Annotated in this window: 12 protein-coding genes; 8 read left to right on the forward strand and 4 right to left on the reverse strand. The window is 66.1% G+C overall.

Features of this window, described 5'->3' with window-relative positions:
• Nucleotides 1–87: 87 nt before the first annotated feature.
• Nucleotides 88–1,143, reverse strand: a complete 1,056-nt coding sequence (locus AC1DKV_RS33885) for a LacI family DNA-binding transcriptional regulator (RefSeq protein WP_441621764.1) — start codon at nt 1,141–1,143, stop codon at nt 88–90.
• A gap of 288 nt (nt 1,144–1,431) precedes the next feature.
• Here AC1DKV_RS33885 and AC1DKV_RS33890 point away from each other — a divergent pair, with 288 nt between their 5' ends.
• From AC1DKV_RS33890 to AC1DKV_RS33925, 8 genes are all read left to right on the forward strand, one after another.
• Nucleotides 1,432–2,112, forward strand: a complete 681-nt coding sequence (locus tag AC1DKV_RS33890) for an SDR family NAD(P)-dependent oxidoreductase (protein ID WP_441621762.1) — start codon at nt 1,432–1,434, stop codon at nt 2,110–2,112.
• Nucleotides 2,113–2,197: 85 nt separating this feature from the next.
• Nucleotides 2,198–3,205, forward strand: coding sequence for a Bug family tripartite tricarboxylate transporter substrate binding protein (locus AC1DKV_RS33895; RefSeq protein WP_441621760.1), 1,008 nt, complete (start codon nt 2,198–2,200; stop codon nt 3,203–3,205).
• A 31-nt stretch (nt 3,206–3,236) separates the two neighbouring features.
• Nucleotides 3,237–4,793 carry a class I adenylate-forming enzyme family protein gene (locus AC1DKV_RS33900; protein WP_441621758.1) on the forward strand — a complete coding sequence of 519 codons (1,557 nt, stop codon included), beginning with the start codon at nt 3,237–3,239 and terminating at the stop codon, nt 4,791–4,793.
• Entirely contained in the window at nt 4,790–5,509 is a 720-nt protein-coding gene (locus tag AC1DKV_RS33905; RefSeq protein WP_441621756.1) for an SDR family oxidoreductase, read from the forward strand. The genes AC1DKV_RS33900 and AC1DKV_RS33905 overlap by 4 nt, the downstream gene beginning before the upstream one ends.
• Complete coding sequence (locus AC1DKV_RS33910; protein WP_441621755.1) at nt 5,506–6,282, forward strand: citryl-CoA lyase; 777 nt, start codon at nt 5,506–5,508, stop codon at nt 6,280–6,282. Before AC1DKV_RS33905 ends, AC1DKV_RS33910 begins: the two co-directional genes overlap by 4 nt.
• 73 nt (nt 6,283–6,355) lie before the next feature.
• Entirely contained in the window at nt 6,356–6,898 is a 543-nt protein-coding gene (locus AC1DKV_RS33915; RefSeq protein ID WP_441621753.1) for a carboxymuconolactone decarboxylase family protein, read from the forward strand.
• Nucleotides 6,891–7,748 carry an SDR family NAD(P)-dependent oxidoreductase gene (locus AC1DKV_RS33920; protein ID WP_441621751.1) on the forward strand — a complete coding sequence of 286 codons (858 nt, stop codon included), beginning with the start codon at nt 6,891–6,893 and terminating at the stop codon, nt 7,746–7,748. The genes AC1DKV_RS33915 and AC1DKV_RS33920 overlap by 8 nt, the downstream gene beginning before the upstream one ends.
• Before the next feature lie 65 nt (nt 7,749–7,813).
• Nucleotides 7,814–8,836, forward strand: coding sequence for a Bug family tripartite tricarboxylate transporter substrate binding protein (locus tag AC1DKV_RS33925; RefSeq protein ID WP_441621749.1), 1,023 nt, complete (start codon nt 7,814–7,816; stop codon nt 8,834–8,836).
• A 201-nt stretch (nt 8,837–9,037) separates the two neighbouring features.
• Here AC1DKV_RS33925 and AC1DKV_RS33930 read toward each other — a convergent pair whose 3' ends face one another.
• The 3 genes from AC1DKV_RS33930 to AC1DKV_RS33940 form a co-directional block, all read right to left on the reverse strand.
• The gene (locus AC1DKV_RS33930; protein ID WP_441621747.1) at nt 9,038–9,586 is read right to left on the reverse strand and encodes a plasmid pRiA4b ORF-3 family protein; all 549 of its coding nucleotides are present in this window, start codon (nt 9,584–9,586) and stop codon (nt 9,038–9,040) included.
• Between the two features lie 134 nt (nt 9,587–9,720).
• Nucleotides 9,721–9,966, reverse strand: coding sequence for an H-NS histone family protein (locus AC1DKV_RS33935; protein ID WP_441621745.1), 246 nt, complete (start codon nt 9,964–9,966; stop codon nt 9,721–9,723).
• 258 nt (nt 9,967–10,224) lie between these two features.
• Nucleotides 10,225–11,133 (reverse strand): DNA-binding protein (locus tag AC1DKV_RS33940; protein WP_477139068.1); only part of this gene is annotated, 909 nt, incomplete at its 5' end.

Here is an 11,133-nt window from a genome sequence, read left to right on the forward strand (position 1 = left end):
GCACAGGTCGGGTCGCGGGCGCCGGCTTAGAACAGGCCTTGAACCTTTTCGGGATAGTCTCCCGACATCTCCCTCGGAAGACTTCGCTTATCTCGACTCAGGCGCATGTGCGATCCCGCCGGGCCGCCCGTGTGCCGCCGAAGCTGACGACTCACCCAGAACCAACTCAAGCGGCACATTCACGCTACGTGGTTGTTTCACACCCTCCCCGGTCAACCGGTCAAGCATCAGATGTGCGGCCGCCTCCGCGGCGCGCTCGATGTCAAAGCGCAAAGTGGTTAGCGGGGGATACATCAACTCAAGCGTCTCGGGCGTACCGATGCCGATCACCGAAAGGTCTCCGGGAATATCCAACCCCGCCTTGCGCGCAACATAAACGGCGCCAGAGAGCAGGCGCGTTCCTAGTCCGATGATTGCGGTCGGGGGCACGGAAAGAGCGAGCATGGTCGCCATTTGGGTGCGTGACGAATCGATCGCCGAGCGTGACATGCAAACTAATTCGGGGTCGAACTCCAGACCCGCCTCCGCAAGGCCATCCCGGTAGCCGAGCAGCTTTTCGCGCCCTGGACGAATGTGCTCGCCGGGCCCGAAAAACGCGATACGGCGGTGACCTAATGAAACAAGATGTGCCATCGCCTGCTTCATGCCGCTACGGTGATCCAGATAGACGGTATCCATTGGTAGCGGCGTTTCCCGATCCAGAATCACCACCGGCAGGCTGCAGTTGCTGAAGAGGCTGTTGGCGGGGTCCGCGCTCTCCAAGCTCGGCGCGGCGATGATGCCCTCCAGCCGGCGGCTCTCGAACAGCGCAACCAGGTCGCGGTCGCGCTGTGGCTGGTCCAGCGTATTGCCGACCAGCATGGAGTACCCGGCAGCCTGCATATGCCTCTCGACTTCGCGGAAATGCGCCGCCAGCAGCGGGTTTCCGATGTTCGAAACGAGATAGCCAACCGTCTTGCTGCGCCCGGTGCGCAGATGGCGGGCTGCAAAGCTGGGCTCATAGTTCAGTGCCTCCACGGCCGCGTGCACCCGGGCTCTCAGCGCCTGGCTGGCATAGCCGGTGCCGTTCAGAACCCGCGACACGCTGCCGATGGAAACCCCCGCCGCCTCAGCCACATCTCTGACGGAAATCCGTTGCGTCATGGTCTTCCCTAATGAAAACGTTCCACAGTTGGACGCCAAATTTGTTGCCTGATAACTTATCACAAACGGAAATCGTTTTCACATTTCCCCACATTAACTGAGACAGCACCAAACTATCCAATGCAGCCAGACCGTCCTTCGCGCCCCATTTCCGCGCCCGCCGGCGCCGGCCTTGCAGGCGAGGCCATGTGTGGATCGCTGGGCGGCCAACGCATCCTCGTTGTCGGAGGCGGACAGCTCCCTTCCGCCGATACGGGGAATCCTGTCAACAACGGACGCGCCATCTGCATGACCCTGTCCCACGCTGGCGCCAGCATCGCCTGCGCCGACAAGAGCACGGAGGCAGCGGAACTCACCGTACGCAGTGTGCGGGACGGCGGCGCGGTGGCCATCCCGGTCGATGTCGCCAGCGCCGGCGGCATCAAAGGGATGGTCCAGGCTGCACGCGCGGCGCTGGGCGGCCTCGACGGACTCGTACTAAACGTGGGCATTAGCCGCCGCGAGCGCCTGGCGGAACTGACGGCCGACAGCTGGGACGAGGTGATGGCGGTCAATCTGCGCGCGCACATGCTGACCGTGCAGCAAGCCTTGCCGCTTATGTCCATGCACGGCGCCGTCGTATTCGTGTCTTCAGTTGCGGCCAGGCTGCCCGCGGGAATGAATCCGGCATACGAAGCCTCGAAGGCAGCGCTCGGTGCCCTGTGTCGTGCGACCGCGCTGGCCGGGCAGCCTAACCACATACGCGCCAATGTGGTCATGCTCGGCCTGATCGATACGCCGATGGGCCGCGCGGCCTCCGCGGCGCGGCCTGGACGCACCGCCGCCTTGCCGTTCGGGCGGCAAGGCACGCCCTGGGAGGTCGCGCATGCAGTGCGCTTTCTGCTATCGGCGCAAGCCTCCTATATCAACGCAGCCGAACTTCCCGTCGACGGTGGCTTAAGTGCAGGCGTTGCATCTGCGCCGTCCTGAATCCCGCTAGGCGGCTGGCACCAAGCCTGGCGCGGCTCCACCCGGAGCTTGCCGCCGGCAACAACTACGACAACGGAGACATCCCATGCTTCACAGACTGATCTGTGCGGTCGCGGCCGCGCTCGCCCTGCACATTGCGGGGCCGGTACGGGCCGAGGCCTATCCCTCACGGCCAATCCGATTGGTGGTGCCGTTCCCGCCCGGCGGCGCCGCGGACATTTTCGGACGGCTGCTCAGCCAGCAACTGACCCAAAGCCTCGGGCAGCCGGTGCTGGTGGAGAACCGCGCCGGCGCTGGCGGCAACATCGGCGCGGCCGCCGTCGCCAACGCGGCGCCGGACGGCTATACCTTGCTGCTGGGCACGATCGGCACCCATGGCATCAACCCGACGCTGTATGCCAACCTGCCCTACGACCCGAAGAAGGACTTCCAGCCTGTGGCCCTGGTTTCTTCCGGCGCGAATGTGCTGATCGTCAACTCTGCCTTGCCGGTGCGCAATGTGAAAGAACTGATTGCGCTGGCCAGGAGCAAACCTGGCCAGTTGATGATGGGCTCGTCCGGCAATGGAAGCAGCATTCATATGTCCGGTGAACTCTTCGAGCATATGACCGGCACACAGCTCACGCACGTGCCCTACCGCGGTGGCTCGCCCGCGCAGACCGACCTGATGGGCGGGCGGGTCCAGTTGATGTTCGACAACCTGCCCACCTCGCTGCCGCTGATCGCCAAGGGCCTGGTGCGCCCTCTCGCCGTGACCTCGGCGCGCCGTTCGCCCGCACTGCCGGATGTGCCGACCGTTGCCGAAGCCGGCGTACCGGACTACCTCGTTAGCAACTGGAGCGGCATCTTCGCGCCTGCACACACGGCGCCGGAGATTGTGAACCGGCTCAATGCCGCGGTCGGCCAGGCCGTGACAAGCCCGGCGCTGCGCCAGCGCTACGCGCAGATGGGCGCCGACAGCGGCGCGGACCTCGGCACCGGCAGGAACGCAGGCAGCCAGCCGATGAGCGCAGCGGAATTTAGCAGATTTGTCGATGAGGAGATGAGCAAATGGGCAAGGATCGTCAAGGTATCGGGAGCACGGGCGGAATGAGTGAAATGAACGAGACGCAACGGATGAAAACATGCAGCCAATCGACTACCTGCTGAGAACCGCCAGCGCCACGCCGGCGCGCATCGCCTTGCAGGCGTCCGGCGAATCGCTGACCTATGGCGAGCTGACGCAGAAGGTGCTCGCGCTCGCAGCGGCCTTCCAGGCGCTGGACTCCACGCCCGGATCGCGCGTCGGCATCTGCGCCGGCAATAGCGTGCAGCATGTGCTCGCGCTGCTGGCTACGCTGGCCGCCGGCAAGTGCTGGGTGCCGCTGAATCCGCGCGCCTCGGTCCACGAACGGGCCCGTATCGTCGACTTCACCGAGCCGTCCATCCTGGTGGTGGAAGACAACGGCCCGAGCCAATCCGGCACGATCACGCAGGGCACCCGCGTGATCGCCTGCGGGCCGCAGGCATCCGGCCCGGACAGCTTGGCCGGACTACTAGCTGCCTGGCGCGGCCGCGTCCCGCTACGCGTGCAGCGCGAACTTGGCGAAACGCAGGCCATCAAGTTCACCGGAGGTACCACCGGCGCGCCCAAGGGCGTCATGCAGTCGCTGCGGACCTGGAACACGACAGTGGTGTCCATCCTCACCGCAATGCAGTTGCGCGAGGACGAGCGCTATCTCGCCGTGGCTTCCATTACCCACGGCACATCTACCTTCCTGCTGCCGGTGTTCGCGCGCGGCGGCACGGTAGTGCTGGCGGATACGACGAGGCCGTGCGCACTGCTCGATCAGCTGGAGCGCGAGCGCATCACCGCGGTGTTCATGCCACCCACGCTGATCTACGATTTGCTGGACGAACCGGGCGTAGGCGCCCGGGACTGGTCCGCGCTGCGGCACCTGATCTATGCGGCGGCGCCGATGCGCGCCGACCGAATTGCCCAGGCCATCGAAGTCTTCGGCACCCTGGAGACCTCGTTCGGGCAGACCGAAGCCCCCGGCATCATGGCTTTCCTGCCTGCCAGCGAAATGCGCGACCCCGCCCGCCACGGCTCTGTGGGACGTGCCACCTGCCTGACCGAGCTCGCCATCATGGGGCGCGATGGCAGGTTGCTGCCGGCTGGCGAGACCGGAGAGATCGTGGTGCGCGGCGACCTCGTCATGTCCGGCTACTGGCGCCAGCCCGGCAAGACCGCCGAGGCACTTGCCGATGGCTGGCTGCATACGGGCGACGGCGGCTACCTGGACGCGCAAGGCTACCTGTACCTGAAAGACCGGTTGCGCGACGTCATTATCACGGGCGGCTTCAACGTGTACCCAAGCGACGTGGAGAACGCGCTCGGCGCCCATCCCGCGGTGTGCCGCTGCACTGTGCTCGGCATGGACGACCCGCGCTGGGGAGAGGCCGTGCATGCGGCCGTGCAACTGCATGCCGGCGTCACCGCCAACGCCGCCGAATTGCAGGCGTTCGTCAAGGAACGCCTGGGTTCGGTGCAGGCACCCAAGCGCATCCATTTTGTGGAAACCCTTCCGCTCACGGCCAACGGCAAGGTCTCGAAGCTCGAAGTGAAGACCCTGCTCGCCGCCAGTGCATGCAATTACGCCAACGACAACCCTCAAGGCAAGGAGCCTCTTTCATCATGACACCGACAGATATCCTGGTAACCGGCGGCTCCGGCGGCATTGGCTGGGCCCTGTGCAAGACGCTGCGCGAGCGCGGCCACACGGTAGTGAACTTCGATCGGGTGGCACCTCCCGAGGCCGGCGTGACGCATTTCGTCGAAGTCGACATGGCCGAGCCGGCGCAACTCGCCGCCGCGCTTGGCGAAGCCACGGCCAGCTTTGCCTTCGCCGGCCTCGTCAACAACGTGGCGACCCTGCGGGCGGCGAGCCTGGAGGAAACCAGTCTTGACGACTTCGACAAGCAGATCGATGTCAATGTCCGGGCGGCGCTGCAATGCACTCAGGCACTGGTGCCGGCCATGCGTGCGGCGCGCCACGGCCGCATCATCAATATCTCCAGCCGTGCCGCGCTGGGCAAGGAACTGCGCACGGCGTACTCGGCCAGCAAGGGCGCCCTGAACGCCATGACGCGAACCTGGGCGCTGGAACTCGCGGCGCACGGCATCACCGTCAACGCCGTTGCTCCGGGGCCCATCGCCACGGCGGCGTTCGGCGAAGTCAACCCGGCCCGGGATGCGTTGACGCAGCGCATTGTGAACGGCGTGCCGGTCAGGCGGCTAGGCAAGCCGGAAGACATCGTCCACGCTGTCGAGTTCTTTCTCGACGAACGCGCGTCCTTCGTCACCGGGCAAGTGCTGCACGTCTGCGGCGGCATCACCGTGGGGCTGAGCGCATGAATGGCGTACGCACCGAGATCGGCTACACCACACCCGATCGCATCACGCTGCGCGGACTCGACCTGGCCACCGAGGTGATTGGCAGGCTGGATTTCGTGCAAACGCTCTGCCTGGTCGCGCTCGGCCGCCTGCCCAGCGCGGCGGAAGCACGGATGATTGACACGCTGCTGGTGACCGCGGTCGATCACGGGCTGACGCCAAGCGCGATCAGCGCCCGCATGACCTGGCTCGGCGCGCCGGAATCCTTGCAAGGCGCGGTCGCCGCAGGATTGCTGGGCGCCGGGGAGCGCTTCCTCGGCACCGTTCAGAACATGGCGGAGATGCTGTTGCAGGAAGGTGCAACGCTGGCGGCTGATGCTGACGGCGACACCATCGCGGCGCAGGCACGGCACATCGTCGCCGCTCGCCGGTCAGCCGGCAAGCCGATACCTGGCGTGGGCCATCCGATCCACGCGCAGGGCGACCCGCGCGTGCCGGCCCTGATGGAGGCAGCCAGGGCAAACCACTTCCACGGCAAGTATTGCCGTCTTGCGCTTGCACTCGGTGAGGCCTGCGATGACGGCGCGCGCCGCGCCCTGCCGCTCAACGCCGCTGGCGCGATCGGCGCGATCCTCGCCGAAATGGGGCTGGACCCGTTGTTCGGTCGAGGCCTGGCGCTGATCGGACGCTGCGCGGGACTCGTCGCCCACTTGATCGAGGAATGCGAGCAACCGATCAGCCAGCAGGTATGGAACCTGGTCTTGCGCCAGGACGCTCGCAACATATTGCCGTAAGCGGCCAACCCTTCTACCCCTGTTCCCACCACGACATCACCTGCCGCAAGGCAGGAAACGGAGACAACGCAACATGGCAAGATTGCCTTATTTCGATGTGGACAACGTGCCCGGCCGCCTTGGCGAGCAACTGCGCGGACGTCCCGCCCTGAACCTGTACCGGGTGCTGCCGCATGCGCCAGAGATCGCGCTCGGCTTCCTCGGCCTCGGCCGGGCCATTCTCACCGAGACCGTGCTGCCGGCGACGCTACGCGAGCTGGCCATCCTGCGGGTGGGCGCGCTCAGCGGCGCCAGCTACGAGGTGCATCAGCATCGCCGCGTGGGGCGCGCCGCCGGCCTGCCCGAGGAAAAGATCGATGCCGTGCTGACGCCCGACGCCAACGGCGACTTCAGCGAAACCGAGCGCCTTGTCATCGCATTTACCGATGCCGTGGTGCGTGACGTCAAAGCGCCGGCGGCGCTCTACGCGCAGGTTGCCGCGGCGCTGGACGCGCAGATGATGGTCGAGCTGCTGGCGACCATCGGCTTTTACATGCTGGTGTCGCGCCTGCTGGAAAACCTCGAAGTCGATATCGAAAACCCACCGCTGGAAAAGCTGGAGCTGCGTCATGACTGAATTCCTGGAAAGTCGTCCGGACCAACAACTCTTTGCGCCCGCGCTTGGCCTGCCGCGCCGCGAAGGTCGGCTCGCCGGGCGCCGCATCCTGGTGGTCGGCGCGGGCCAGCGCCGCACCGTCGATCCGGTGCCATCCGTGGGCAACGGCCGCGCCATGTCGCTGCTGTTCGCGCGTGAAGGCGCGGCCGTGGCATGCGCCGATATCGACATTACCGCCGCGCAGGACACGGTCGACCACATCCGGCTCGAGGGCGGCGTCGCCGTGCCGGTCCAGGCGGATGTGGCGGACCCCGCGCAGATCGCGCGCATGGTGGCGCAAGCCAACGCCGCGCTGGGCGGGCTCGATGGCTTGGTGGTCAACGTCGGCATCGGCAACCAGAATCGCTTCGGCGCGGAGACGCCTGAGGACTGGGGCCGTGTGCAGGACATCAACCTGCGTGCCCCGATGTTCTGCGCCCAGGAGGCGGCCGCGGTCATGCCCGCCGGCAGCGCCATCGTGTTCGTCGCCTCCACTGCAGCAATCTCGCCACTGAGCGGGCTGCCTGCCTACGAAACCTCGAAAGCCGCATTGATGGCGCTCGGCCGTGCCGTGGCGTTCGCCGGGCAGCCCAGCGGCTTGCGCGCCAATGTGCTGGCACCGGGACTGATCGACACCCCGATGGGCCGCGACGCCTCGCGCGCCAGGCCCTCGCGCGCAAGCCGCCCGCTGCCGTTCGGCCGGCAGGGCACAGGCTGGGAGGTTGCACATGCCGCGCTCTACCTGATCAGTGCCGAGTCCTCCTATGTCAACGGGCAGATGCTCATTGTCGATGGTGGCCTGTCGATCGGTGCCGTACGCGCCGCGGGCTGAAGGTTGGTGCACAGCCGGGCCTGTGCCGTGCAATGTGCATTGGCTCGGCCCACCATCACAACATCATGATGGAGACAAACATGATGCGGTATTGCTGCAATACATTGAAACTCGGCCGTTTCCTGGCCCTGGCATGCGCGCTTGGCATGGCCCTGGACCTTCTTGGCGCCGCGCCGGCGATCGCGCAGCCGTGGCCGGCACGGCCGGTTCGCCTGATCCTGCCCAGCGCCGGTGGCAGCGGGCCCGACACCATTGCGCGCATCTTTGCCGAGCGCTTGTCGCGCACGCTGGGCCAGCCCGTCGTGGTCGACAACCGGCCGGGCGCTAACGGCGTCATCGGCGTCGACGCGGTGGCCAAGGCGCCGCCTGACGGCTACACCTTGCTATTCGCCAGCTCCTCTTCGACCGTCATCAGCCAGGCCCTGTTGCACAAGCTGCCCTTCGATGTGACGCGCGACTTTGTGGCCGTGGCGCAGATCTTCTCAGGGGGCATCCATCTGGTCGCCTCTCCGGATTTTCCAGCGCACAACCTGAAGGAGTTCGTTGCCCTCGTCAAGGCGAATCCCGGCAAGTACGACTATGCCACCTGGGGTCCGGGCTCCACCGGACAGCTTGTGATGGAGTACCTGAAGCGGCAGGAGGGACTCGACATCCGGCATGTGCCCTACAAGACGATCGGCCAGATCTACCAGGACATGCAGGGCGGGCGGGTGAAGGTGGCCTTCGTCGACGCGACCAGTTCCGTGCCGCTGATCAAGACCGGAAAGCTGCGCGGCCTCGCCATCACCGGGTCGCACAGGGGCCCGGCGCTACCGGACCTGCCGACCATGACCGAACAAGGTTATCGCTTCGATACGGATGCCTGGTACGGCGTGTTCGCCCCGCGCGGTACGCCGGCCAGCATAGTAGCGGCCGTGCATCGGGAGATCCTGAACACGCTGTCCGCCCCGGAACTGCGTGACCGGTTCGTCCAGCTGAACCTGGTCGATCCGCCATTGAAAAGCCCGGAGCAGTTTGCCAATACCGTCCGTACCGACCTGTCCCTCTGGCAAGGCATTGCCAAGGCAAACGGAATCAGCCTGGACTGAGAGCCCGGGGTCTTGCGCCCTCGCCTGCACGGCCGCCAGTTCGGTGCGCAGGTCCGCGACAGGCCCGGGCATTGCATGACCTGTTCGGCCTGTCGGTCGACGGGCTCGCTGGCCAAATGATCCTCAGTCGATCACCCACCCACCCTCGATCAAGCTTTCGAGACTTGGGTAGCTATGCCCTTGCCCGTCAGTGAGCAGGCGTCACCGAATTGCCCGCAGCCTCGCATTGACCGCATTCACATCAAAGCCAACTGGATCGAATACGCCGCCAACCCACGACCGGAAGTCATTGTGCTGTTCGTGGTTCTTGTCCCGGAGCGCTGCAAGGAATTGCGCATAACCGTGTGGCCCGCCAACGTCTTCCGGAGGGCAAGCGTTCTCGCCAGCCAGGCAAGCCGGCAGAGCCAGCGCCAGGTCAGGGTAGCCAACTGATTCGACAATGACACGGTGCCGCCAGTCATCGCCAAAATCATAGCGGTACTCGAATTCAGTGACCGCGCCGAGTGCATTGTTCAGCCGGACGCCCTTCTCCGACCGCAGGCCTTCATCCGAGACGTCCTTATCCTGCACACCGAACCGCTCGCTGTCGATGTCGAATTCATGCAGGTGAGTGTCCTCCCAGCCCATCACAGAATGGATTACCTTGTGGAGCTTGGGGAGTTGCATATCGGCCGGGACAACAAAGCGACGCCAGACCAGAGGCTTGACGTGGAGCAGTTCGATACGAAGGGTTGCGGCAAGCTTGAGCATAGGCGGAAGAGATAATACATAGGTCCGGAGACCACGCTAACTGGCTTGCATGGTGAAGCTGATGAGCCATGAGCGAGCGGCTCCCGATGGCGCGGGTGAAGGAAATCGAAGTGGTAGCCTCTACTCGCCAACCACTAAACGCGGAAATGCTCCACGCTCTGCCCGGCGTTGACCGCCCGCTGCAGCCAGTCCGGCATGGCGCCGCGGCCATCCCAGCCCTGCCCGTGCGCGTTGCGATAGCGCACCGCGCCAGGCAACGTCGCCGGTGGCGGCTCGGGAAAACAGCCAGCGGCCTGCAACTGGGTCAGGGTCAGGCCGTGCTGGGCCATCTGGATGCGGATCCAGGTAATCGCTTCGGCGCGCTCGATTTCGATCGACATTATTTTCGGTGCACAGATTGGAGGAAGCTGCGGAGCAGGATCCTGCGTGGTCGTCTTAGAGACCGTTGGGCCTCAGCATTGTTCGGGCGGCTCGTTGGTGTCAAGCCACCCACCGCATTGGGGACTGGGCATCACGTGCCCACCCATCGCTTAAAAATTAATCAGATCCGAGGGGCCCGCCGAATAGCTGGTCCTCGCGCGGCTTGTCCACAGGCTTATCCCGTGGCGCAGTGGACAAATCCTCGCCCCCTCTTCTCTTCAGGCCGGCCCCGGCTTGAACTTGGTGCGCGCCACCGGCGTCCGACGCCGGGCCGGCGCCAGATGGCGCGCCGCAGCGGCCTCCGCCTGGGCACGCTCGGCCCGCCGCAGCGCCGCTTCCAGTTCGGCCCGCAGCCCGTCCTGTGCCGCCTGCCCTTGTCCGAGCGCCTGCCGGGCCTGCGCCAGTTGCTCGCCGAGCGTGTCGCGCTCGGCCTGCAAGCGCGCCCGCGCCTCGGCACCGGCCACGGCGGCGTCCTGCGCCCTCGCCTGTACGGCCGCCAGTTCGGTGCGCAGGTCCGCGAGCACCTGCTCGCCCTTCTGGCGCAGCGTGCGTTCCTGGTCGATCTCGCGCAGCGCGCGGCGTTCGGTGGCGCTGGCCCGTTCCTGGGCCACGGCGACCTGCTCGCGGGTGTGCTCCAGCTCCGTCGAGAATTGGGTGCGCAGCTCCTGCAGTTGCCGCTCGAGCGCTGCGAGCTGGCGCGTGCCTTCCTCCTGACGCGCCTGGGCAGCCGCGAGAGCCTGGCGCGCGGCCTCCAGTTCGCCCTGTAGCGCCGCGCGCGCCTGCTGGGCGGCGTCACAGTCGGCCTGGACGGCGGCGGTCTCCTGTTCGGCCACCACCACCGCGGCGCGCGCTTGGTCGCGCTGGGCCTCGGCTTCACTGGCCTGGAGCCGGGCCTCGGCCCGCAAGGCGGCCAACTCGCCGGTGGCCGCCTCGTTGGCGGCCTGCCAGATCGATTGCACGGCATTGGCGGCGATCGCCTTGAGCGCGTCCGGCAGGCCGGGATGGTCGATGGTCACGCGCATCTTGTCGCGCAGGTCGGTCCAGAACTGCGCCAGCACCTCGGTCGGCGTGCCCATGCTGCCCTTGCGCACCAGTTGATAGAGCTTGTTGGCGGTGGGGGTGATGCC

The sequence above is a fragment of the Cupriavidus sp. 05T41 genome (assembly GCF_056396525.1).

Excerpts from the sequence above, each read along its gene's own strand:
- AC1DKV_RS33885 (WP_441621764.1), bottom strand. The coding sequence starts at position 1,143 with ATGACGCAACGGATTTCCGTCAGAGATGTGGCTGAGGCGGCGGGGGTT.
- AC1DKV_RS33890 (WP_441621762.1), top strand. The coding sequence starts at position 1,432 with ATGACCCTGTCCCACGCTGGCGCCAGCATCGCCTGCGCCGACAAGAGC.
- AC1DKV_RS33895 (WP_441621760.1), top strand. The coding sequence starts at position 2,198 with ATGCTTCACAGACTGATCTGTGCGGTCGCGGCCGCGCTCGCCCTGCAC.
- AC1DKV_RS33900 (WP_441621758.1), top strand. The coding sequence starts at position 3,237 with ATGCAGCCAATCGACTACCTGCTGAGAACCGCCAGCGCCACGCCGGCG.
- AC1DKV_RS33905 (WP_441621756.1), top strand. The coding sequence starts at position 4,790 with ATGACACCGACAGATATCCTGGTAACCGGCGGCTCCGGCGGCATTGGC.
- AC1DKV_RS33910 (WP_441621755.1), top strand. The coding sequence starts at position 5,506 with ATGAATGGCGTACGCACCGAGATCGGCTACACCACACCCGATCGCATC.
- AC1DKV_RS33915 (WP_441621753.1), top strand. The coding sequence starts at position 6,356 with ATGGCAAGATTGCCTTATTTCGATGTGGACAACGTGCCCGGCCGCCTT.
- AC1DKV_RS33920 (WP_441621751.1), top strand. The coding sequence starts at position 6,891 with ATGACTGAATTCCTGGAAAGTCGTCCGGACCAACAACTCTTTGCGCCC.
- AC1DKV_RS33925 (WP_441621749.1), top strand. The coding sequence starts at position 7,814 with ATGATGGAGACAAACATGATGCGGTATTGCTGCAATACATTGAAACTC.
- AC1DKV_RS33930 (WP_441621747.1), bottom strand. The coding sequence starts at position 9,586 with ATGCTCAAGCTTGCCGCAACCCTTCGTATCGAACTGCTCCACGTCAAG.
- AC1DKV_RS33935 (WP_441621745.1), bottom strand. The coding sequence starts at position 9,966 with ATGTCGATCGAAATCGAGCGCGCCGAAGCGATTACCTGGATCCGCATC.